This is a genomic window from Marinomonas sp. ABL3_031 (genome assembly GCF_056161265.1).
Map to the genome: position 1 here is coordinate 163,530 of NZ_JBSWYU010000006.1, position 22,905 is coordinate 186,434.

Consider the following 22,905-nt stretch of genomic DNA (forward strand, 5'->3'; position numbering starts at 1 on the left):
AATGACACATACGTCATTAGCGGATTGGCTCTCTTATATTGAGAGCCAGCATCCCGCAGAAATTGAGTTGGGCTTAGAGCGAGGTAACCGTGTCCTTGCTAAGCTGAATTTAGGCAGACCAAATCAACAAGTCATCACAGTGTCTGGCACCAATGGTAAAGGTTCTACCTGTGCCATGTTAACCCAATATCTGGTGTCACAAGGCCATTCTGTTGGCACCTACACTTCACCTCACTTCATTGATTTTAACGAGCGCATTGCCATCAATAATGAAGCTTGCGCTGACGATGTAATTTGTCAGGCTTTTGAAGCCATTGAGCAAGCACGTGGTGATATAGCATTAACTTACTTTGAATTCAGTACCTTAGCCGCACTGTGGATTTTTCATCATGCTCAGTTGGATTATTGGGTATTGGAAGTAGGCTTAGGTGGTCGTTTGGATTCGGTCAATATGGTGGATGCGGATGTGGCGGTGGTGACCTCCATTGCCCTAGATCATGTGGATTGGCTAGGTGATAACATTGAAGTCATTGGCCGAGAGAAAACAGGTATTGCGCGTCGAGATTGTTTTTTGATCAGTGGGGTAGTGAATCCCCCGGCCAGCATTGCAGAAACCTCTGCTGAGATTGGTGCCATCTTGAAGCAAAAGGGCCAAGACTTTTATTTTCAAGTGTCTGGCGATACTTGGTCTTGGCACAACCATGACGTGCGTTTTGACCATTTACCTATTCCATCTTTGCCATTACAAAATGCCGCGACCGTAGTCGCTGTCTTAGTTTACATGGGATTGGCTCCGCAGCATGAAGCGCTTTTAAATCTATTCGCTCAGGCTGAATTAACAGGACGCTTTCAGCGTGTTGCGCAACAGCCCGATGTCTATATTGATGTGGCTCATAACCCGGAAGCGGCTGTTGAACTTCAGCAGCGTCTAGCAGGGTTTGAGCGTCAACCTATTGCCGTGTGTGGCATGTTACACGATAAGGACATTAAAAGTGTGATCACCAGCTTAGCGAGTTGTTTTACGGCTTGGTATTGTGCTGATTTGACTGGCCCTAGAGGGGCGAAAGCCGCACAACTTATTTCATTAATTAGCGAAGAAACAGACACCTCGTCAGTGTCTTGCCACGCTTTTGAAACGGTGTCACAGGCCTTTCAAGCAGCACAACAGCAAGCATTGATGGAAAATCGTGCCATCCTAGTGTTTGGTTCGTTTGTGACTGTCTCAGAGTATTTGCAAATGGCTAAGGGAAAGCATGAATTATGATAGATAGAGCCTTGACCTATCGACTCATTGGCGCTGGTTTAATAGTAGCTTCCGCGGCCATAGTATTACCTTTGGTGCTTGATGGAGAACGACCGGCAGAATTGGATCGGCAAGTAGTGGTCTCTGAGCCACCGGCGTTTGAAGTAGTAGAGATTGCTCCAGTGAAGTCCGTACAAGAAATCAATACTCAGCAAACGGCTGCTAAAGACCCTCAGAATATTGAGCTAATCCCTGTTACTAAGGCAGTGGACGAAGCGAAAAAGGCAAAAGGAAGCCAAGTTGAGCTGGTTAAGGTTGAGAAAAAAACAGTGACGCCTGCCGCCGATCGTTGGACCGTGCAAATTGCTACTTTCAAAAGTAAAGACAATGCAACGCGGCTGGTTGGCAAGTTACAAGAAGCGAATTACGACGCCTACAGTATCACCACTAACGCGCTTTATAAGGTGTTTGTGGGACCTGAATTTAAACGTGAAACGTCGAAAAAAATTCGTGATGACATAAAAAAAGAGTTTGGCTTAGCGGGGCTGGTTGTTAAGTATTCGGTGAATTGATCACAGGCTTTCAAGTCAGTATTTTGAATCCCTAATTCATCTGTTACACTCCGCAGCGATTAATAGATGTTGATGGAGTAAAGACATAAATGACAACCGTTGATTGGCTGATCGTGGCCGTTGTAGTGCTATCTTCTTTGTTGAGTTTAAAACGTGGTTTTGTCAAAGAAATATTATCGCTGCTGACATGGATTGTGGCCTTTGTGGTGGCCGTAAAGTTTTCAGATCAGATGCAATCCTTGTTAGTTGAACAAGTCCAGAATGACCAAATACGATACATTGTGGCCTTTATCTCCTTGTTTGTCGCCTCTTTGGTCGTTGGCGCATTGGTAAGCTTTTTATTGGGTTCGTTAATTCAAGTGACAGGTTTATCCAGTACCGATCGCGTATTGGGTATGTTATTTGGTTTTGCTCGTGGCAGTTTGATTGTGGTGGCCTTTGTGTCTCTGCTCAGCCTTAGCCCAGCAATACAAGAAACAGAATTTTGGAAAACATCGCAGTTGATCCCCCAGTTAGGTCAATTGAATGATTGGACACGTGACATGTTAGGCAAGAGCTCGGAACTAATGGATTCGACTCTCATTGATCGTGCCCTTGGTAATTAGTCACAACTCAGTGACAAAAAATAGTTGAAAGAAAATCGTGCGACTTATCAAGTCGCAATTCCCCAACACGAGGATCTAGATAATGTGTGGTATCGTTGGTGTCGTAGGCACGTCGGTGGTTAATCAATCAATTTTTGATGCATTAACTCTTCTTCAGCATCGTGGGCAGGATGCTGCAGGTATGGTAACCAGCCATAATGGACGTTTATGTCTGCGTAAAGACAATGGACCTGTTAGCGAAGTGTTTCGCACTCGCCATATGAAAAAATTACTGGGTAACATTGGTATTGGCCATGTTCGTTACCCAACGGCAGGCACTTCCAGTTCTGCTGAAGCTCAGCCTTTCTATGTTAATTCCCCTTACGGTATTTCCCTTGCGCACAATGGTAATTTGACCAATACCGCGAAATTGAAACAGGAAGTCTTTGAATCTGACTTGCGTCACATTAATACCACGTCGGATTCTGAAGTGCTGGTCAATGTGTTGGCTCACGAGTTACATGAAGAGGGCAAGTTGGTCCCCACCCCAGAAGATATCTTTAATGCGCTTGAGCGTGTTTACAAGCGCATCGAAGGTGGCTACGCAGTGGTTGCCTTGATTACCGGTTATGGCATTTTGGCGTTTCGTGATCCAGACGGCATTCGTCCTTTGATTTATGGTTCTCGTCAAACCGAAGCTGGCATTGAATACATGGTGGCGTCTGAAAGTGTGGCTTTGGATGCTGCTGGTTTTAAAGTTGAGCGTGATATTTTACCAGGCGAAGCCATTTTCCTAGATGTGAATCACAAGGTGCATGTTCGTCAATGCACACCGAAGAAAGCGGCGCGTCCTTGTTTGTTTGAATACGTGTATTTTGCTCGTCCAGATACGGTGATTGACAGTATCTCTGTTTACAAAGCACGTATGAACATGGGGGACCGTCTGGCGGCGAAAATTCAACGCGAATGGCAAGATCACGATATTGATGTGGTGATTCCCATTCCTGATACCAGTCGTACTGCAGCCCTGCAAATTGCCCAAGCCTTGAATATTCCATTTCGTGAAGGCTTGGTAAAAAACCGCTATATTGGTCGTACCTTCATCATGCCAGGGCAAGCGGTGCGTAAAAAATCCGTACGCCAGAAGCTGAATCCTGTGCCTTTTGAATTTAAAGACAAAACCGTACTATTGGTAGATGACTCCATAGTGCGAGGAACCACTAGTAAAGAAATCATTGAGATGGCACGGGAAGCGGGGGCAAAGAAGGTTTACATAGCGTCTGCCGCGCCAGAAGTGCGTTATCCGAACGTATATGGTATCGACATGCCGGCTGCGGCAGAATTGATTGCTCATAATCGTGAAGCAGATGAAATTTGTCAGTTGATTGGTGCTGACAAGTTGATTTTCCAAGATTTACAAGATCTGATCGAAGCTTGTATTGATGAGAAGCACTCTGAGGTTCGAGAATTTGATACTTCAGTATTTGATGCGACTTATATTGCTGGAAATATTGATGTGGATTACTTAATGCAATTGGAAGGCAGCCGTAATGACAAAAATAAAGCTTCCATTGAAGCGGTGCAAGCGAGTGATATGATGCATCCTATGTGACACTGTTTGAACCTATGTGTCATTAAGCCAGGTTCGTCCTGGCTTAATTTTTTGTAGAGTGTGAGAGTGAGTCGATTTAGACTAGTGATGTTAAATCCTTAATTTGAGACAGTTTTAGATAGGTTGTTGGAGAACAAAATGTCAGCTTATAAAGACGCAACGAATGCGATACATGCGGGAGCGCGTCAAACCCAAGAGCAAGAAAACAGCGAAGCGATTTTTGTCACTTCAAGCTTTGCCTATGCCAGTGCTGAAGAAGCGGCGGGTAAGTTTTCTGGTGAGGATGATGGCAATGTGTATTCGCGATTTACTAACCCGACGGTAGAACTTTTTGAAAAACGTTTAGCGGCCTTAGAAAAGGGCGAAGCGGCCATAGCCACCAGTTCGGGTATGGCGGCATTAATGACCATGGCATACAGCCTATTGAGTGCTGGTGATCGCGTGGTTTGTTCGCGCAATATTTTTGGTTCAACGGTGAAATTTTTTAATACTTATACGACTAAGTTTGGTGTTGAAGTCGTGTACGTTGATGCGACGGATTATGATGCATGGCAAGCTGCGATCAATGACAAAACCCGTTTGTGCTACTTTGAAACCCCATCAAATCCATTATATGAAGTAGTGGATGTGGCCAAAGTGGCTCAATTGGCCCATGACAAAGGTGCGCTCTTGTGTGTGGACACGGTATTGGCCACGCCAGCCTTGCAGAATCCTCTCACCCAGGGAGCCGATATCGTAATGCAGTCAGCCACTAAGTTTATTGATGGACAAGGTCGTTGTCTTGGTGGTGCTTTGATTGCCAGTCAAGACATTGTTGATGTCTTCACTGCTTTCATGCGCAGTGCTGGGCCTTGCATGAGCCCATTTAATGCTTGGGTGTTGTTGAATGGTTTGGAAACCTTGTCTTTGCGAATGACAGCCCATTCTGCGAATGCATTGAAACTGGCTGAATATTTAGCAGCGCATCCTAAGGTGTTAAAAGTGAATTACGGCGGTTTGCCAAATCACAAATACCATGAGTTAGCGAAGCAACAGCAAAAAGACTTTGGTGGTTTGTTGTCTTTCGAATTGGCTGGCGGTCGTGAGGCGGCTTGGGGTTTTATTAATGGCGTTAAGCTTATGTCCATCACGGGCAACTTGGGCGATAGTAAGACTCTAGTAACGCACCCAGCAACAACCACACATGGACGCTTGACCGATGAAGAAAAAGCGCAGGCGGGCATTAAGGAAGGTCTAGTGCGTGTTTCTGTTGGCCTTGAAGACATTGATGACATCATTGCAGACGTCGAGGCGGCGTTGGCTCAATTGATTTAATATCTTAAAACAGAAAAGGGGCTTAGCGTTTTGCTAAGCCCCTTTTTTAATGGAAACTCATAACCTTCGATGCTTATGGATCTAAGTGAGAGGGTTTACCATCGCCCTTAGTGGAGTCATTTACCGTCAAGCTTTGATCGGAAAAAGGCGATGTTTGTAATCTGTAGGAAGCTTGTGCTTGCTGCTGATGGGAATCCGCTTCTGTTGCATCACTTGCAATCGTTTCTGCAGCCAACAAGACTTCTTGCTGTTTGCGTTCTTTGCGACGATATCCCAGTACCAGTAAGCAGGGGGTTAGAATCAAGGTCAGTGGTGTGGCAAAGGTTAAACCACCCGCAATGGCGGTGGAAAGCTGCGTCCACCACTGAGCAGAAGGGGCTCCAATGCTCAATGCTTGATTCACTAAATCAATGTTTAATTGAAACACCATAGGGACTAAACCAAGAATGGTAGTAATGGTCGTCAAAATGACGGGGCGTAGACGTTGAACTCCCGTTCGAATGGCCGCTTCACGTACCTTCATACCTTGCTTACGTAGGCCATTAAAAGTATCGATTAAGACGATATTATTGTTTACCACGATACCCGCTAACGCAATAACACCGACACCACTCATGACGACGCCAAAAGGTTGTCCTTTGAGCATAAGACCAATAAATACCCCCATGGTAGAGAAAATGACTGCACTTAATATCAACAAGCATTGGAAGAAGTTATTAAATTGAGTGACTAGAATGATCGCCATGATAAAAAAGGCCACACCAAAGGCTTTGGTTAAGAAAACCATGGATTTTTGTTGTTCTTCCGTATTACCGCGAAATTCATAATCCACTGTCTCTCCTAAATCAGATGCATCCAATTTAGCTTTAATCTGCTTGATTACTTCATCCACCACCAGGCCATCGACAACATCCGCCTCTATGGTAATGGTTTTCTTACCCTCGGTACGATTCACCACACCTTGTTTTGGGGCGGCATAACGTTTAATAAAGTTGCTGGCCGGAATACTGCCTTGGTTAGTTGGAATCTGTAATTGATCCAATTGCTCAAGGTTGCGCTGATTCACTGGGTAGCGCAGAATAATATCAATTTTGTCATCTGCACCTTCCGGTAAAAAATCACTCAAAGTAATGCCTGTGGTCACCAGCTTAATCACATTCCCTAGGCTGTTTACGTCTACTCCGTAGCGACTGGCTTCTTCTCTGTTTATGTCAATGCGCCATTCAATACCGGGTAAGGATCTATCGTCACTGACCGTGACAATTTCATCGCGTTGTAACAGTTCTTTGGAGATCTGGTTGGCCGCTTGATTGAGCGCTTCAGAATAGCTGGAGCTGAGCTGTAGTTGAATATCTGCACCAGATTGTGGACCACCTTGTTCTTTTTCCGCACTGACTTCGATACCAGGAATTTGTTTCGTCTGATCGCGAATTTGATCCAGAATGATGCTTGCAGAAGGGCGCTCATACCAATCAATAAACTCCATTGATATTGAACCGATACTGTCAGGGGCAGAATTATTGCCAGGGGTGGCATAAGATTGTGCAACGACACTCTTTAGTTCTGGTGTGCCGAGGATTTGAGCTTCAACCTGTTTGACCAAGACGTCTTTTTCATCTAGGGAAAGATCACCACGTGCACGAATATCAAGGTTGGCAGATTCAGGTTCCACGTCCGGGAAGAACTCCACCCCTTTACCAAACTTACCGTAACCTGCTAAAACGCAAAACAGTAGGGTAATGGTAAACAACAACACCCAGATAGGGTACTCCACTAGACGAGTTAGTACGCGTCCGTATAGACCTGTGAAGCCTTTCAGATCGCCAAGGTTGCCCGTTTCAGTGATACGCAAAGTATGCATGGTTTTATCACTGTATGCGCCTTTTTTACCTATGATGGAACCGATCGTGGGAAGTACGATTAAGGCCATGATTAATGAAGAGGACAGGGTCGCAATGATGGTGATGGGCATAAAGCGCATGAATTCACCAACAATATCTGGCCAGAATAATAATGGCATGAATACCGCTAATGTGGTCGCAGTGGACGCGGTAATGGGCCAAGCCATTCGTTTTGCTGCTTCACTGTAAGCTTGGCGTTTGGAAGCGCCTTCGGCCAGTTTTCTATCAGCGTATTCGGTGACAACAATAGCGCCGTCAACCAACATGCCGACACTTAAGATCAATGCGAATAACACCACTATATTAATGGTAAAGCCTTGAATATTAAGCAGTAAAATGCCAGTTAAAAAGGCCCCCGGAATGGCCAAGCCAACTAAAACAGCACTGCGAATTCCAAGCGCCCAAACGATGACAATCATTACCAGTAAGGTTGCGGCAAGGACGTTATTAAATAAGTCGTTTAATGAGGTTTCTATGTCGACCGATTTATCGCCTGTCAGGCTGTATTCGACACCGTCAGGCCAGCTTTGACTTTCTTGTTCAACAACCGCTTTTACTGATTCAATGGTTTCAATAATATTGACCCCCACGCGCTTAGATACGCCAAGAGTAATGCTTCGTTTACCATTCACTCGGGCGTAACTATTGGGGTCTTCAAAGGTCAGTTCGCCTGTGGCGATATCGCCTAACAAAACGACTTGGTCGCCATCCACTTTTACGGGCAGATTAAGAATGTCTTCTTTGGTTTTTAATAAACCGGGTACTTTTAGAGAAAAGCGACCCGCTCCCGTATCCAAATTACCAGCCGCTACCAGGCGATTATTGCCTGAAACAAAATTCGCTACTTCCGTTAATGAAAGGTTATAGGTTTCTAATTGTTCTGGGCGCACAATAATCTGTGCTTGCTGATCACGGTCGCCGCTGATACTGGCTTCTAACACGCCGTCAATGGCTTCAATGGAATCCTGCAAGTGCTGTGCGGTTCGACTTAAGGTGGCAAAATCCACATTACCAGATAGATTGACGCGTATTACAGGGAAAGTGGATAAATTGATTTCGGTAACGGTCGGCTCATCAGCGTCTTCAGGTAGCTCGCTTTTGGCTCGGTCAACTTTGTCTCGTGTGTCACTGATGGCTTGGTCAATATCAACCCCTGACTCAAATTCCAACACGATAGAGGCATGACTTTCTGAGGCCGTTGACTTGAGTTCTTTTAATCCTTCTAGACCTTGTAGTTCTTTTTCCAAAGGATGAACCAGAAGGCTGTCAGCGTCTTCTGGGGAGATACCATCCAAAGAAACAGACACATAGGCCATGGGAATAGTGATATCTGGGTCACTTTCCTTGGGAATTTCAATATAGGAAACCGTACCCATAATGAGCAATAAGACAAAAAACATCAGCACGGTACGAGAACGCGCTAAGGCGGCTTCAATAAGAGTTTGCATCGCTCGCCTCCTTAGTTTTGATAGTGTGCGTCAACCGTATCACCAACGGCGACAAAACCTTGACCGACGGTAATGATATTGATGTTGTTTGGCAGACCTTTGACCCACACTTGATCACGTTCTGATTTCACAATCACCACGGGAATCATCTTTACCTTATTGTCGATGTCAATGACTTTTACAGCCGTATGACCTGATTCATCCAACGTCAACAAGGCTGGCGAGAAAGCATGCGCTTTTTGTTTTTCTAAGACAAAATCCACGCTGGCGGTTAATCCCGCGGCGATTTTATTGTCAGGGTTTGGTACTTCCATTTCCACTTGCACGGTACGGCTAGATTCGTTGGCCATGGCGCTGATAAAAGACACAGAGCCTTCGGCTTGGTAACCCGACTCCAACTGAACCTTGCCTATCGTACCAAGTTGAATTTGCTGGATTTTATTTTGCGGTATATTGACGCTTATTTTGATCGGATTCAGGGCTACCAAGGTGGCGACCTGTGATCCTAATGATAACACTTGCCCCTGTTTTACATCTAATGTGTTGATAATGCCAGTAAAAGGGGCTTTTAAGTTGGCATCTTCCAAATCTACGAGCAAGCTTTGTAAATTGGCTTTTGCAGAAGCCAGATTGGTTTGTGCTTGGGCCAAATTTACTTTAGAACTGAGGTTACCTGCATTGAGTTTTTTCACCCCATCGAGTTCAAGCTCTCTTTGTTGTGTTAACAGCTTAGCTTGTTCAATTTGGCTGGTCAGAGTGCGCGAGTCGATTTCTAAAACACTTTGATCTTGAGTGACCAAATCGCCTTTTTTAACATTGAGGCGCATTATCTTGCCCGGATAATTGTTGGTCAACACCAAAGTGTCGTTGGCCATGGTTTGACCGCTTAGTGGAAGATGAATCTCTATTATTTGAGCACTAAGGGTTTTGGCTTGAACTGAGTAAGCGAGTTTGCTTTCCTGTTCCTGACTAGTACTGGTGACAATGCTTTCTTGCGAAACCTTTGTTTGGTCAGGACTTGAAGTGATGCCCTTTCCACCTAGCGTCATCCAAGCAACAAGAGCACCAGCGACAGAAAGTGCTGTGATCATCCCCGCTTTACTTTTTAACTCCATGTATCACTCCATACATTTTTTTATTTTGTGGTCCACAATGGTTGCGAAAAAACTGATTGCGATAAGTGCCAACGAAAAGAGCCAAACAGTTACTATCATAGTAAAGATATCGTATCTATCCACCGCTTCGATAAGAACAATGTCTTGAACTAACATTACTTCATCAGAACTGGCATGTCCTTGGCATTTCTCCCATAAGTTGCAACGATACAATAATATATGGAAAAGATATTTTAGGTATACATTTGTTCTATATAAAGCGAGTAAATTCTGTCCGTCCTTTCAAAGTAAGATGTCTAGCGCTGAAAAAATTTAAAAAATATGCATTGAGAATGCGTATATGGCTTTATTAGATCAGCTTTTCCTAGTTTAGCAGGGAATTTTTGCATCTATGTTAAGGCCGCTTCCCCAGCATTTTTTAAGGGCCACCTTTAATTTCCTAATTGACAATCATTGAACGAAAAGGAGGATAGTTTTTTCCTTATAGGCTGTTTTTCAGAGAAGACTGATTCACTTTCTCTTTAAGGCTTGTTGTATGACTTGTTGGTTTTTAACTAAACCTTCTCATTGAGGAGTGCTATGATAGCGCCCACAAATTACCCTCATTAGAATTGGACATATATGAGTCTATTGTCATTAGAACAGGTTAGTGTTGCCTTTGGGCATAATCCACTGCTGTCAAAAATCAATTTTTCTGCCGAAGCCGGTGAGCGAGTTGCCATTATTGGTCGTAATGGTGCTGGCAAATCCACCTTTTTAAAAGTCGTCTCAGGTGAGCAAATTCCTGATGAAGGTGTGGTGCGTTTAGAAAGCGGTATGCGTATCGCGCAACTGCCCCAAGAGTTGCCAGAGGCTAATCACAAAAGTGTGCGTCAGGTAGTCAGCGAAGGCGCAGGCGAAGTGCATGAATTAATGACCCGCTATTTTGCATTGTTGGAAGACACTAGCCAGGATCACTCTGATGAGTTAAGTCAGATTCAAAATGAACTTGATCGCTTACAAGGTTGGGATCTTGAGCAACGGGTTAATCACATGATTCAGCGTTTGGCTTTACCGGCTGATAAATTAATGTCGGAGTTGTCCGGAGGCTGGCGTCGTCGCGTTATCTTGGCGCAAGCACTTATCTCTGCGCCAGATGTATTACTACTGGATGAGCCAACCAACCATTTGGATGTGCCAACAATTGAATGGATGGAACAACAATTATTGCAGTTCCGCGGTTTGATCTTGTTCATTACCCACGACCGTCGCTTCCTTGAAAAACTGGCTAACCGTATTGTGGAGCTAGATCGTGGCAATATGCTGTCGTATAAAGGCAGTATGGATGAGTTTTTGATTTACAAAGACAAATTGCTGGAAGAAGAAGAGCGCGCCAATGCCTTGTTTGATAAACGCCTTGCTGAAGAAGAAGTGTGGATTCGTCAAGGTATCAAAGCCCGTAGAACCCGAAATGAAGGCCGAGTCAGAGCCTTAAAAGCCATGCGCGTCGAGCGATCTGAACGCATCAATCGTCAAGGCAATGCCAAGATGACAATTGAGAGTAAAGAAAAGTCAGGCAAGTTGGTGACGGAATTCACTCAAGTGAGCCATGCCTTTGAAGACAAAGTGATATTGCAAGCCATGGATTTTGTCGTTAATCGTGGTGATCGCATTGGCCTGATCGGACCAAACGGTTGCGGTAAGAGTACCTTTTTAAAGATTTTATTAGGGGATTTGACGCCAAGCTCTGGTAGCGTTCGCCAAGGTACGAAACTGAACGTCGCTTATTTTGATCAGTTGCGTGAACAGTTGGATCCAGAAAAGACAGTTGCTGAAAACGTTGGTGAAGGTAAGGATACGGTAGAAATAAATGGCAATACGAAACACGTTATAGGCTATTTAGGGGATTTTTTGTTCCCGCCAGAACGTGCTCGAACACCAGTGAAAGCCTTGTCTGGTGGTGAGCGTAACCGAGTGTTATTGGCCAAGCTCTTTACTAAGCCTGCCAACTTATTGGTGATGGATGAACCGACTAATGATCTTGATGTGGAAACCCTTGAGTTATTGGAAGAGCTCTTGATGAATTACGATGGCACCTTGTTGTTAGTCAGTCACGACCGTGCTTTCTTAGATAATGTGGTGACCAGTGTGATCGCATTTGAAGGGGAAGGTCGTGTTAATGAATACGTGGGTGGTTATCAAGACTGGATTCGTCAAGGCGGCAAATTCCCAACGGAATCCACGTCTCAAACTTCGCACACGAAAGTGGCTGAAAAAACCAATAAGCCAGATACGGAACCTAAAGCGAATACATCAACTAATGACAAGTTAGCTAAGACGAAGACCAAACTAAGTTACAAACTACAGCGTGAGTTTGATGCCATGCCAGACACGATTGCGGCGTTAGAAGCAGAACTGGAGAGCTTTCAAGCAATCACCAGTGCCGCAGATTTTTATACCGGTGATGCGCAGAAGGTACAGGATACCTTGACAAAAATGGCCGAGAAAGAACAAGAGCTTGAGTCCACGATGGAGCGCTGGCTGGAATTGGAAGACATGCAAAACGGATAAGAAATGGCTCACCAAATCCAGGCCGTGTCATGTATGCTGCTTATTGCAGTATTTTGATCCATTTATTCGTCACTAAACTTAAGGTGACTCAGTGATAAGTTGTGAATCGGATTAAGTTGAGATAGAAAGCCTTAATCAATGGAAATGCCAAATAGGTTAATGTCCATCTGGTAAGGCACTTCCTCTTCTTTTGTGCTCAATGCCTCAAGTAAGTGTACATATCGGCTTATTTGGTGGGCACGAAGGTTGGCTTCGCTCGGCAATTGATTGCTAAACTTAGTTGCTCGCAATGCGCTCTTGATGCCACTTGTTACTGAAAATTGATGCTCGCCCAATAAAATGATCTCTTTTCCCATGTGCCAAAAAATGTCCAAATCTTTGATTTGCAGTGGGCTTATCGGAGGGATCAAAGGTACTATGTCTTGTTCTGTGACGATGCGAAGCAACGGCATATCTGCGTACTTTTTTGCCCCCGAGACGTTGGTGACCTTAGGTTGACCAAAGGTCACCACAGATTGAATAGGATAGCCTTCTGTTTCTAAATACATAGCCAATACCACAGCAATGGCGCCGCCTAAACTGTGTCCCGTGATGGCGAGCGGTTTATTATTGTCTAAGTAAGGACGAACATCTTGTAATACTTGTTGCGCTGCTTTAGCAAAGCCAGTATGCAATTTAATGCCTAATTCTTGGTCAAGTTGTAAGGATAGGGTTAAATCTATCAGGACATTATTGAGGTTAGCGGTGCCGCGAATGGCGAGAGTTTGCGCTTGTTCATTCTGTGACAAAAAATACAGTACATTAGAATTCGGTAAAATCGCCTGATGGATCAGCTGCTGACCCTGTTGATTAAGCGTATCGCTTAGTTCATTTTCAGCCAGCCTTTCAATATAAGTATCAGACGACAATTTGGCAAACTGAGAGAGTTGTTTGAAGTGGCTTTGTGCATAGGCTTTTTGCAACAAAAATAGGGGAATGAGAAAGCAGAAAATAATAAAAAAATGGCGTGCTAACATGGTTAAAGGCTGGTTGGACAAACATCTGGCAAGCTTACTGGAAATAAGGATCCAGCAACAGCCTTGTATGACCTTTAGTGTTTTTTTCTTGGTGGTTTTTAAGCGTGACTTTTGGCTCGTTGGCCGGGGAAATGGAGCAATGAGAAGGAATAGAAGTTTAATCAATGATTCGTCATATTTTATATAAAGAAAAAGTATGGAAAATAAGTCGAATTTAAGCGCTAGAGGACTAGACTTTTTTCTGATTAGATTTTAATCTATACATAACTTGACCAAGTGGTAATTTTACCACATACCATTGTCAAGTGTTCGATAAAGCCTCAGAAAAATAACAATTTGCCTATCCGGCAGCCTAAAACGAACCTTGTCAAACGCTCGAAAGACATCACTTTCCAAAGCAATTGGGGTCAAGATTTTTAAATTAATGAATCTTATGAGGCTCGCTATGACTAAACTAATTTCTTTGTTCGTATCATTGTTCGTAAAAAAATCTGACGCTGATACTCAGCAGGCCATCAATGAATTGGAATCGTATTCTGATCGTGAATTGGCAGAGCTAGGTATTTCTCGTTTTGGTATCAAAGACGCCGTCCAATTTGGTCGTCAATCTGCTGCCTAATACTGGACAGCGAAACTAAATTCTATAAAACCAAGCAATTCTGCTTGGTTTTTTTATGTCTGCTAATCATTTCTATCTTTCCTGATTTTTTGTTAGGATTTGCTGAGACAACGCAAATTCTTTAGTTTAGCCTTCTATATTTTCTCAAGGAGTGAGATATGTTAGTAAGACGCTTTTTGATCTGGCTGTGTTTCAGCCTGCCTTACCTCGCATTCGCACAAACGCCAGTTCAGCTGGCCACTGTATTTGAAGACGATGTTGATGTCCGCGAATATTTAGTGAGTGAAAAGTTTGATGGAATTCGTGCGATATGGACAGGGAGCGAGTTGATTAGCCGTCAAGGTAATCCCATTAATGCGCCAAGTTGGTTTACAGATAAGTTGCCAAATATCTGGTTAGATGGCGAGCTATGGACGCAACGCAATGATTTTTCAGGCATTATGTCTATCGTTCGCAAGAAACAGCCAGTAGATCAAGAATGGCAACATATCCAATATATGATCTTCGATGCGCCAGATCGAGAACGTAATTTAACCTTTGAAGAAAGGTATGCGCGTTACAAACGAATACTAGAACACCTTAATTTGCCTCATGTTGTGCCTGTTGAGCACTTCACGGTGCAGACAATTAAAGAGCTTTATGAGCATTTGGATCGATATGTGGCCGATGGTGCTGAAGGCCTCATGTTACATCGTAAAATGGCCGTTTTTGAAAGCGGTCGTTCAGACAATTTACTGAAACTCAAACCTTATGAAGAAAATGAAGCCAAAGTCGTTGCGATATTGGCAGGACAAGGAAAATATGAAGGCATGATGGGGTCTGTATTGGTGGAGATGCCATCCGGCCTAAGGTTTAAAATTGGCAGTGGTTTTACAGATCAAGAAAGGGCGAATCCTCCTAAAGTGGGTGATTGTGTGATCTACAAACACAGTGGTTTAACAGATCGAGGTATACCTCGCTTTGCGGTATTTCAGCGGTTAAGATATTCAACATATTGATGCATGAAGTAAGTGAGAAGTGTGATAGATCTTTATTGTTTACCTGGTACCATGTGTGATGAAAGCCTATGGAAACCTCTACAAAGCCTTCTTAATGATGTGAACATATTTCACCAAGCCATACCGGTTGCGTCTTCTATGGACGACATATTGTCTGAATTGGCAGAATCCCTACCAGAGACACCTTTTCATTTACTGGGCTTTTCCATGGGAGGCTATTTGGCAGCCGCTTTTGCTTTGCGTTTTCCCAATCGAATCAAAAGCTTGGTAATGCTTTCTAATTTAGCATCTGGCTTACCTGAGAATGAAAAACAACAAAGACTAGTTGCGCTAAATTGGGTTCGTAAACAAGGTTATTCCGGTATGCCACGTAAAAAAGCCCAAGCCATGTTAGGTCGTCATGCAGCTGAAAAAGATGAATTGATTGAATGGATGCAAGCTATGGATAAAGCCTTGGGTGAGAAAATATTGGTGCAACAATTAACGGTCAGTTTAGAGCGGCCGGATCTGCAGAATGAGATAGTGTGTGCTTCTTTTCCTGTAACTGTGATTACTGGAAGTGAAGATGCCTTATTAGCTGAGCAGGATAAGCAAAAGTATAACGAAGGCAATAGGGTCCAATATATCGAAATCCCTGAGGCAGGGCATATGTTGCCTTTAGAATGCCCGCAGCAAATCGCCAGTATTGTTGAATCCACCTTGGTCAATATGGCATCGTAAATATCGCTTTAATGCACTATAAACTTGGGCAAAATAAAGTATGAAGGGTTTCTATTAAGGTTTTGACTTTTTGATCACCCAAGCTGTAGTAAATGGTTTGAGACTCTCTTCTGGTTGCGACCAGACCGTCTTTGCGTAATACAGCAAGATGCTGAGACAATGCGGACTGGCTCAAGGGAAGCTTGTCATTGAGTGCGGTGACGGACATTTCACCTTCCAGTAGGTGACACAAAACGAGTAAACGGTTTTCATTACTTAATGCTTTCAAAAATACTGCCGCTTGCGCAGACTGGTTAATCATTTCTTGCATCGTCATTGTGTTGTTTGTCATGTCGTTTTCCTAACTTTTGTCTCTTTGACTCTAGTGTAAAGTCATCCACACTCTCTGTGGATAAATCTGGGGGTAGCCACCAATAACAGTCATTCTCATCAATTATTACGGCGCCTGTTTGTTTTGTTTAAAAAACAAACAGGCGTGATAAATTGCTTTTCAGTCTAGAGATTAAATTCTGTCCATATTGGCGCATGATCTGAAGGCTTTTCAAGCCCACGCAGTTCATAGTCAACATCAGTTTCTTGTATGAAAGGAGCCACGCCTTTCGAAGCGAGAATGACATCGATTCTTAAGCCACGTTTAGGTTCATCATCAAAGCCTTTTGAGCGATAATCAAACCAGCTGAAACGATCGTTTTTATTGGGGTTAAGGTGACGATAGGTGTCAGTGAATCCCCAATCTAATAGGCTGTTAAACCATTCTCTTTCTTCTGGCAAAAAGCTACATTTACCGGTTTTTAACCAGCGTTTGGCATTATTCTCACCAATGCCTATGTCGAGATCAGTGGGCGAAATGTTGACATCACCCATGACAATGATTTTTTCATCTGGGGTATGAGTTGCTAAGTAAGTCATTAAGTCTGCATAAAATTTGCGTTTGGCAGGGAATTTGGTTTCATGGTCTCGGCTTTCACCTTGTGGAAAATAACCATTAATGACTTTTACCTTGCCTTGTGGTGTGGCAAAAGTGGCGATGATCATCCTGCGCTGAGCGTCTTCTTCATCACCTGGAAAGCCGTATTCCACTTCTATGGCTTCTTGTTTAGAGAAGATGGCCACACCGTAATGGGATTTTTGACCATAATAATAAGCGTGATAGCCAACGGACTCAGGAATGTTATGAGGAAACGCTTCATCGTGGACTTTCGTTTCCTGCAGTCCAATAACATCAGGTTGGTGTTTCGCAACTAACGCTTCAATTTGATGGGGTCTGGCGCGTAGGCCATTGATATTAAAAGAAACAAATTTCATAGAGTCTTTCCATTCTAAATTTTCTAGATAATATCAGATGTCATCCTTGTCTTCTTGTTTTTAGCTCAGTCTAATTCACGTTTGTTGTGAACTTTTTATCTTAGCCCTGCTACACTGGCGACATAGATATTAAGCGCTCATAAAGCATAATGTTGGAGAATTACATAATGGCTTATCAATACGATTTATTTGTTATAGGTGCGGGTTCTGGTGGGGTTAGAGCCAGCCGTGTTGCTGCAGCAAAAGGTTACAAGGTAGCGGTAGCAGAGGGCAGCGCTTTGGGTGGCACTTGTGTGAATATTGGTTGCGTGCCAAAGAAATTATTCGTTTATGGTGCTGAATTTGGTCATGGTTTTGAAGAAGCGGCAGGTTATGGTTGGCAGCACGAAGGCGTGTCATTTGATTGGTCTGTGTTACGTGACAACAAAACCAAAGAAATTGAAAGATTGAATGGCATTTATGGAAACTTATTGAACAATGCCGGTGTTGAGCTCATAAAGGGTTACGCTCGTTTTGTGGATGCGCACACAGTGGAAGTCAATGGTCAGACTTATACCGCAGAGCGTATTTTGATTGCGGTGGGGGCTAAGCCATTCATTCCTGAGTTCACGGGCAATGATTTGGTGGTGAGTTCTAATGAAATGTTCTATTTAGAGTCGCTACCGAGCAAAGCCTTAGTGGTGGGTGGTGGTTACATTGCGGTGGAATTTGCTGGCATCTTAAATGGCTTAGGCGTGAAAACCGCGTTGGCTTATCGCGGTGATCAATTGCTACGTGGTTTTGATCAGGATGTGCGCGATTTTGCTAGCGTAGAATACGAGAAATCGGGCATTGATGTGCGTTTGAGTACAGACGTTGCCAGTATCGAGTTGCTGGATCCACAGCAGCCAAAAGGGGATCGATTAGTACATTTCAAAGATGGCCACAGCGAGGCCTTTGGTCTGGTGCTGTATGCGACTGGGCGTGTTCCCAATGTGGATTCGTTAGACCTGGATAAGGCGAATATTATCACGGGTAAAAATGGTGCTGTGGTGATTGACAGTAATTTCACGACCTCAGCACCGAGTGTATTCGCCCTTGGGGATGTGACCGACAATATCCAATTGACTCCGGTTGCGATTAAGGAAGCCATGGCCTTGATAGAGTATTGGTTTGAAGGTAAGCCGGTCAATTTTGATTACGATAACATTCCCACTGCCGTCTTTAGTCAACCAGCCATTGGTAAAGTGGGCTTGAGCGAACAAGAAGCCGAAGCCAGAGAGTTGGATTTCCGTGTTTATCAAACGGATTTCCGCCCCATGAAACACACTTTAAGTGCCAGTACCTCGCGCTCTTTAATGAAATTGCTGGTAAACAACGCCAATGACAAAGTCATTGGTGCGCACATGGTGGGGGATTATGCTGGTGAAATCATTCAAGGTTTGGGGATCGCCATCAAAGCGGGTGCGACCAAAGCGGATTTTGACGCTACCGTTGGCGTTCATCCTACCAGCGCAGAAGAGTTTGTGACCTTCTCGGAAGCATCGCTGAAACAGCGTAACTAACCTCCTTAAAACGGCACGATTCACTCGGCCATATTTGTTCCTTTCTTTCATTCCTAAGATGCCAATAATGACGTTAAGTGCGTTTTTATTGGCTTTACCTCAAAAAATCTCATTAACACATTGTCAATGCTAACTTTTATTGTCAATTTACTTTTCACGTACTTTTGTTTACGTAAATTTACTTTTTTTGAATAGCATAAGGATTTAAAGGATATGAAAAAGCTATTAGTGGGTGTTTTGGCCATTTCAGGGGCTTCTATGGCAATGGCCGCGGATAAGCCTTTTACCGCCGAAGTGTTGGTGGGGCAGTCTTCTCAATCAGTATCAAGCGATACTCTTACAGTAAAGGATGCAGATGATACGGCTCTAGCGTTTCGATTTGGTTATGAATTTATTCCGTCTTGGTCGGCTGAGTTTGCATATTATGACTTTGGTAGTGCGACATCCAGTCATATTGATAATTTTGGAGACACTATTACAGATACTATGACGCCTACCGCGTTCCAATTAGGTGTCAAAAAAGAATTCTTAATCAATGAAAAATTATCAGTAAATGCTCGTGCGGGTATGGCGTTTTGGGACTTCGACTTCAAGCGTGATGACTCTAGTGGTTCAGAGAATTCATTTAAAGTTTCGGATTCTAGTAGTGACTTGTACTATGGTCTTGGAGCAAACTATCTAATCCAAAAAGATTTATTTGTTTCATTAAATTATTCATTTTTATCAATTGGCTCTGAACTAAATATTAGTAACACAAAAGCTAAAGCTGATAATGATATTAGTACAATATCATTAGGCATTGGCTACCAATTCTAAATTCTACATGGATTGATCTAAAGCTCACTCTGTTCCCCTTGCCTTGTGAGTGAGCTTTTTTCTTTATTACTTCTTCTGCCCATAAATGAATTTCACGTCCATGATGTTTTTCACCTTGCCGTTATCCAGCAATATGTCCCCATGAATGTAGCCACCACGACTACGGTAGACAGGAACCTGATCAAACTTGCTACTTTTACAGGCGATCCAACTGAGCAGAGCCAGTGGCGTTACGTCGTCAAACCGACAATAGATGTGTTCAGATGATGGGGTAAACATACCATGATGCGCGGTTTGTTCAAATAGCTTGAGCGCCAGTTGATCGGCTATTTGTAAATAGAAAGTCTGTTGAGTGGTGCGATACATTTCTAGGCAGGCAAAGAGCAAAAGCGGATCGCTTTGTTTATCCATGTTTTCAGCTTGTAATGTCGACCAATCCCCTAGACCAAAATGCTTAGCCATAGCACAAACAGTCGGCCAGAGAACTTGGCTTTGAGATGCACACCAGTTCGTCACATAGGCAAGGAAGACATGAACAGGCAGAGGGCGACGAATCAACTCTTGGCCTTGTTGACCATAATAACCAAAGCGTGGGATCTTGTGTCCGGTGAGGTCTTTACCATCGGCAAACATGGGTTTGATTTCATTGCTCGTCGCATCGTAAGCGTATTTGGCCCAGGCTTCTAACCCTTGTGTGGTCCAATCCAGCAGTTGTTTGCCCTGACTGCCCAATTCCCGCGCCAATAAGGTTTGAGCCAAAGCGCAGTCGCCATAAATGCCTTCTGGGCCATTTAGAGCCTCTTCGTCAACCTTAAACAATACCCAAGCTTCTTTGGCAACATCGCCATATTCTGGACCGAATTGCCTTTGTGCTCTGTCACCCCAAAAAGAAAAGGTATATTGCGGGTGATGTTCGTCGCTTGGTGCCTCACCAGTTTTGAGAGGTTGGTTGTATTGATAACAGCCAAGTTGAGTATCAGGGTGACGACTGTTGACGTACTGGCTCATTAAATGTTCCGCCCAAGATAAGGCTTTTTCATCATTATCTAAGGCGTAGAGCATGCCAGCACTGAACACCAAATCGTTGCCAATATTCACGAAAGATAAACCTTTCATTTCACGTAATGGCGGCAAATTGTCTTGTTTGGGCTTGTCCCAAAAGCTGAACTCATCGAAATCCAAACCGTATTGACCATGACGGGACATTTCCATCTGCTGCCAATCGGTAACGTGAGTATTCCAAATGGCTTTAATGAGTTTACGAGTTGCTGCTGCATCGGTTTCGTACATAAGTTCATAAAAGGGGCAATGGTGTTTGAGTTCGTGCACCATGTTTTTATTTTCTGGACCAACTGAATCCAAGGTTTTTAAATCAATAAAAGAATGTCCCCCCCAGCGAATCAAGCCGCTGGCATCGGCATGATCAAAATGCCATTGAATGGCGTCTTGTGCTGCTGCTTTGTATTGAGGGTCTTGAGTGATATTGGACAGACCCACTAAAAAACGAAAGAGGTTTTGTTGGCTGGCAATATTAGAGGGTTGCCATATTCGACCATCGACATTTTTCCAACAAACGGCTTGTTTGCTTTGTGCGTCACAACCATCAAAAAACAATGGCGTGCCGTGATAAGGGTCGCGAAAATCACGTAAAAGGGTATCGGCGTATTGAATAAGATAGTCCAGTACAGCTTGCATTATATCGTCCTGTTATTTTTATTGATTGCCATGCGTTTACATCAGATTAGTTTTTTATAAGCCTAATAAATGAAATAGTAGCGAAATCCAATTGGCTTTTCTATAAAATAAAACGCCATTTCAAAATTATATATTTGATGTACCTTATTTCGGTTTTTGCATAAAGCTATATTCTGATTGAGGCATGCGTTTTCTGTATGGCACTAGGCTTAATTTCGATTGCCTCTCGTTTCGCGCTTCTCTAATCTATTCGTTATCCATTACATTCCAAATCCAGGTTATAAGAATTAAGAGCATTCCATGAATCAAGCACATTCTATGAATCAAGCACATTCTATGAATCAAGCACTGAGCAACTTGCAGCCATCGATCATTTGGCGACATTTTCAAACCCTATGTGATATCCCAAGACCATCTTTTCACGAAGCTCAATTACGTGAGCATTTGATTGCCTGGTCTGAGGAGCTGGGGCTAAGTCATTATGTGGACCCTGTCGGCAATTTGTTGATTCGTAAACCAGCAAGCAAAGGCATGGAAAACAGGGAGACTGTGGTATTACAAGGTCATCTTGATATGGTGGCGCAAAAAGAAGCGGGGCTTGAGCACGATTTTACCAAGGATCCTATTCAAACTCAGATTGAAGATGGTTGGGTCTCCGCTAAGGGAACCACATTAGGGGCAGACAACGGTATTGGTGTCGCCGCGGCGTTGGCAGTGTTGGAATCCAATGACATTGCCCATGGGCCTATTGAAGCCTTGTTTACCATAGAAGAAGAAACCAGCTTACGCGGTGCCTTGCAATTAGAGAAGGGGATTCTGCATGGTAAAATTCTGCTTAATCTGGATTCGGAAGACAGAGGTGATGTCTATATTGGTTGTGCGGGTGGCACTGACATCAATATTGCTAAGTCTTATACAGCAGCCAAACTCTCGGTAGATAGTCAAAGCTTTGAAATCCGAGTGTCAGGTCTTAAAGGCGGTCATTCCGGTTTAGACATTCATAAAGGTCGCGCCAATGCCAACGTGTTATTGATTCGTTGTTTAAATCTGTTGAAAGACGTGTGTGATTTTCAGCTAAGCCGTTTTCAGGGTGGCACATTGCGCAATGCCATTGCCCGCGATGCAGTGGCAACCATTAGTTTGACTGAAGAACAAGTTATTCCCTTTAAACACTTCATGAATGAGTTTGAAAAACAGACTCAATTAGAATACTCAGCCACAGAAGCTGATTTGGCTATTTCAATAGTAAGGGGTGAAGCGCAATGTGTGCTTGAGAAAGCAGATCAAGATCAGCTTCTCAATGCCTTGTTTTGTGCGCCGCACGGGGTACATCGTATGAGTCAGGAACTAGAAGGTGTGACCGAGACCTCTTGCAACCTAGGCGTGATTGAATTGACCGCAAGTGAAGAAGAAATGGCCTTCAATGCTTGTTTACTGGTGCGCTCTTTGGTGGATTCTGCGGTGGAGCATCTTGCCCATGTGGCTAAATCTGCATTCGCCTTGATTGGTGCTGAGGTCAAATTGGAAAACGCTTACCCTGGTTGGCGCCCCGATCCAAATGCAGGTTTGTTAAAGGCGTTTTTGCAAGTGCATAAAGGCGTGATGGGTTACCAAGCCAATGTCAAAGTCATTCATGCTGGATTGGAATGCGGCATCATTGGTGCCAAATACCCGGGAATGGAAATGGTCTCTTTCGGACCCAATATTCGCGGTGCTCATTCTCCCAGTGAGCGCATGGAGATTGACTCAGTCGGTGATTTCTGGAATCTGCTGGTGGCAATGCTCGAGCATACGCCAAAACGCTAAAGCAAACAGAAAGTTAATCTTCTGCACTAAGGGTTATCACAAACCCT

At 43.7% G+C, this 22,905-nt stretch carries 18 protein-coding genes; 12 read left to right on the top strand and 6 right to left on the bottom strand.

What is annotated here, in order from left to right; genetic code table 11:
* Position 1: 1 nt before the first annotated feature.
* The 5 genes from folC to ACXAH2_RS09050 all read left to right on the top strand — a co-directional run bounded on the left by folC (position 2) and on the right by ACXAH2_RS09050 (position 5,325).
* A complete protein-coding gene (gene folC, locus ACXAH2_RS09030; protein ID WP_475078002.1) occupies positions 2 to 1,264 on the top strand; it encodes a bifunctional tetrahydrofolate synthase/dihydrofolate synthase in 1,263 nt (420 codons plus the stop codon).
* Positions 1,261 to 1,815, top strand: coding sequence for an SPOR domain-containing protein (locus tag ACXAH2_RS09035; protein ID WP_475078004.1), 555 nt, complete (start codon positions 1,261 to 1,263; stop codon positions 1,813 to 1,815). Before folC ends, ACXAH2_RS09035 begins: the two co-directional genes overlap by 4 nt.
* 89 nt (positions 1,816 to 1,904) lie before the next feature.
* A complete protein-coding gene (locus tag ACXAH2_RS09040) occupies positions 1,905 to 2,420 on the top strand; it encodes a CvpA family protein (protein WP_475078005.1) in 516 nt (171 codons plus the stop codon).
* 82 nt (positions 2,421 to 2,502) lie between these two features.
* On the top strand, positions 2,503 to 4,011 hold the full coding sequence (gene purF / locus ACXAH2_RS09045; protein WP_475078006.1) for an amidophosphoribosyltransferase: 1,509 nt from the start codon (positions 2,503 to 2,505) through the stop codon (positions 4,009 to 4,011).
* Between the two features lie 138 nt (positions 4,012 to 4,149).
* On the top strand, positions 4,150 to 5,325 hold the full coding sequence (locus ACXAH2_RS09050; protein ID WP_475078007.1) for an O-succinylhomoserine sulfhydrylase: 1,176 nt from the start codon (positions 4,150 to 4,152) through the stop codon (positions 5,323 to 5,325).
* 73 nt (positions 5,326 to 5,398) lie between these two features.
* Here ACXAH2_RS09050 and ACXAH2_RS09055 read toward each other — a convergent pair whose 3' ends face one another.
* The gene (locus tag ACXAH2_RS09055) at positions 5,399 to 8,674 is read right to left on the bottom strand and encodes an efflux RND transporter permease subunit (RefSeq protein ID WP_475078008.1); all 3,276 of its coding nucleotides are present in this window, start codon (positions 8,672 to 8,674) and stop codon (positions 5,399 to 5,401) included.
* Positions 8,675 to 8,685: 11 nt separating this feature from the next.
* Positions 8,686 to 9,789: an efflux RND transporter periplasmic adaptor subunit gene (locus ACXAH2_RS09060; RefSeq protein ID WP_475078010.1), complete on the bottom strand. Its 1,104-nt coding sequence runs from the start codon at positions 9,787 to 9,789 to the stop codon at positions 8,686 to 8,688.
* Between the two features lie 621 nt (positions 9,790 to 10,410).
* On the opposite strand from ACXAH2_RS09060, the gene ACXAH2_RS09065 reads away from it, so the two are divergent.
* The gene (locus tag ACXAH2_RS09065; protein WP_475078011.1) at positions 10,411 to 12,339 is read left to right on the top strand and encodes an ATP-binding cassette domain-containing protein; all 1,929 of its coding nucleotides are present in this window, start codon (positions 10,411 to 10,413) and stop codon (positions 12,337 to 12,339) included.
* Between the two features lie 131 nt (positions 12,340 to 12,470).
* Here ACXAH2_RS09065 and ACXAH2_RS09070 read toward each other — a convergent pair whose 3' ends face one another.
* A complete protein-coding gene (locus tag ACXAH2_RS09070; RefSeq protein WP_475078014.1) occupies positions 12,471 to 13,355 on the bottom strand; it encodes a lipase family protein in 885 nt (294 codons plus the stop codon).
* A gap of 445 nt (positions 13,356 to 13,800) precedes the next feature.
* Here ACXAH2_RS09070 and ACXAH2_RS09075 point away from each other — a divergent pair, with 445 nt between their 5' ends.
* From ACXAH2_RS09075 to ACXAH2_RS09085, 3 genes are all read left to right on the top strand, one after another.
* A complete protein-coding gene (locus ACXAH2_RS09075) occupies positions 13,801 to 13,974 on the top strand; it encodes a hypothetical protein (RefSeq protein ID WP_475078015.1) in 174 nt (57 codons plus the stop codon).
* Between the two features lie 158 nt (positions 13,975 to 14,132).
* A complete protein-coding gene (locus ACXAH2_RS09080; RefSeq protein ID WP_475078017.1) occupies positions 14,133 to 14,972 on the top strand; it encodes a DNA ligase in 840 nt (279 codons plus the stop codon).
* A gap of 21 nt (positions 14,973 to 14,993) precedes the next feature.
* The gene (locus ACXAH2_RS09085) at positions 14,994 to 15,692 is read left to right on the top strand and encodes an alpha/beta fold hydrolase (protein WP_475078018.1); all 699 of its coding nucleotides are present in this window, start codon (positions 14,994 to 14,996) and stop codon (positions 15,690 to 15,692) included.
* 16 nt (positions 15,693 to 15,708) lie between these two features.
* On the opposite strand, the gene ACXAH2_RS09090 is transcribed toward ACXAH2_RS09085, so the two are convergent.
* Positions 15,709 to 16,023 carry an ArsR/SmtB family transcription factor gene (locus tag ACXAH2_RS09090; RefSeq protein ID WP_475078020.1) on the bottom strand — a complete coding sequence of 105 codons (315 nt, stop codon included), beginning with the start codon at positions 16,021 to 16,023 and terminating at the stop codon, positions 15,709 to 15,711.
* Between the two features lie 164 nt (positions 16,024 to 16,187).
* Positions 16,188 to 16,997: an exodeoxyribonuclease III gene (xthA, locus tag ACXAH2_RS09095; RefSeq protein WP_475078022.1), complete on the bottom strand. Its 810-nt coding sequence runs from the start codon at positions 16,995 to 16,997 to the stop codon at positions 16,188 to 16,190.
* A 167-nt stretch (positions 16,998 to 17,164) separates the two neighbouring features.
* On the opposite strand from xthA, the gene gorA reads away from it, so the two are divergent.
* Complete coding sequence (gene gorA, locus ACXAH2_RS09100) at positions 17,165 to 18,541, top strand: glutathione-disulfide reductase (RefSeq protein WP_475078023.1); 1,377 nt, start codon at positions 17,165 to 17,167, stop codon at positions 18,539 to 18,541.
* Positions 18,542 to 18,754: 213 nt separating this feature from the next.
* Positions 18,755 to 19,357 carry an outer membrane beta-barrel protein gene (locus tag ACXAH2_RS09105; protein ID WP_475078025.1) on the top strand — a complete coding sequence of 201 codons (603 nt, stop codon included), beginning with the start codon at positions 18,755 to 18,757 and terminating at the stop codon, positions 19,355 to 19,357.
* 66 nt (positions 19,358 to 19,423) lie between these two features.
* Here the strand turns inward: ACXAH2_RS09105 and ACXAH2_RS09110 are convergent, their stop codons facing one another.
* Positions 19,424 to 21,052: a pectate lyase gene (locus ACXAH2_RS09110; protein ID WP_475078026.1), complete on the bottom strand. Its 1,629-nt coding sequence runs from the start codon at positions 21,050 to 21,052 to the stop codon at positions 19,424 to 19,426.
* 336 nt (positions 21,053 to 21,388) lie between these two features.
* Between ACXAH2_RS09110 and ACXAH2_RS09115 the strand changes: the two genes are divergently transcribed.
* A complete protein-coding gene (locus tag ACXAH2_RS09115) occupies positions 21,389 to 22,858 on the top strand; it encodes an aminoacyl-histidine dipeptidase (protein ID WP_475078052.1) in 1,470 nt (489 codons plus the stop codon).
* The last annotated feature ends 47 nt before the right edge of the window (positions 22,859 to 22,905 follow it).

Bases quoted from the DNA above. Each gene is read 5' to 3' on its own strand.
- ACXAH2_RS09110 (WP_475078026.1), bottom strand. From the start codon at position 21,052: ATGCAAGCTGTACTGGACTATCTTATTCAATACGCCGATACCCTTTTA.
- ACXAH2_RS09060 (WP_475078010.1), bottom strand. From the start codon at position 9,789: ATGGAGTTAAAAAGTAAAGCGGGGATGATCACAGCACTTTCTGTCGCT.
- ACXAH2_RS09040 (WP_475078005.1), top strand. From the start codon at position 1,905: ATGACAACCGTTGATTGGCTGATCGTGGCCGTTGTAGTGCTATCTTCT.
- xthA (WP_475078022.1), bottom strand. From the start codon at position 16,997: ATGAAATTTGTTTCTTTTAATATCAATGGCCTACGCGCCAGACCCCAT.
- gorA (WP_475078023.1), top strand. From the start codon at position 17,165: ATGGCTTATCAATACGATTTATTTGTTATAGGTGCGGGTTCTGGTGGG.
- ACXAH2_RS09080 (WP_475078017.1), top strand. From the start codon at position 14,133: ATGTTAGTAAGACGCTTTTTGATCTGGCTGTGTTTCAGCCTGCCTTAC.
- ACXAH2_RS09105 (WP_475078025.1), top strand. From the start codon at position 18,755: ATGAAAAAGCTATTAGTGGGTGTTTTGGCCATTTCAGGGGCTTCTATG.
- ACXAH2_RS09055 (WP_475078008.1), bottom strand. From the start codon at position 8,674: ATGCAAACTCTTATTGAAGCCGCCTTAGCGCGTTCTCGTACCGTGCTG.
- purF (WP_475078006.1), top strand. From the start codon at position 2,503: ATGTGTGGTATCGTTGGTGTCGTAGGCACGTCGGTGGTTAATCAATCA.
- ACXAH2_RS09065 (WP_475078011.1), top strand. From the start codon at position 10,411: ATGAGTCTATTGTCATTAGAACAGGTTAGTGTTGCCTTTGGGCATAAT.
- folC (WP_475078002.1), top strand. From the start codon at position 2: ATGACACATACGTCATTAGCGGATTGGCTCTCTTATATTGAGAGCCAG.
- ACXAH2_RS09035 (WP_475078004.1), top strand. From the start codon at position 1,261: ATGATAGATAGAGCCTTGACCTATCGACTCATTGGCGCTGGTTTAATA.
- ACXAH2_RS09050 (WP_475078007.1), top strand. From the start codon at position 4,150: ATGTCAGCTTATAAAGACGCAACGAATGCGATACATGCGGGAGCGCGT.
- ACXAH2_RS09075 (WP_475078015.1), top strand. From the start codon at position 13,801: ATGACTAAACTAATTTCTTTGTTCGTATCATTGTTCGTAAAAAAATCT.
- ACXAH2_RS09070 (WP_475078014.1), bottom strand. From the start codon at position 13,355: ATGTTAGCACGCCATTTTTTTATTATTTTCTGCTTTCTCATTCCCCTA.
- ACXAH2_RS09115 (WP_475078052.1), top strand. From the start codon at position 21,389: ATGAATCAAGCACTGAGCAACTTGCAGCCATCGATCATTTGGCGACAT.
- ACXAH2_RS09090 (WP_475078020.1), bottom strand. From the start codon at position 16,023: ATGACAAACAACACAATGACGATGCAAGAAATGATTAACCAGTCTGCG.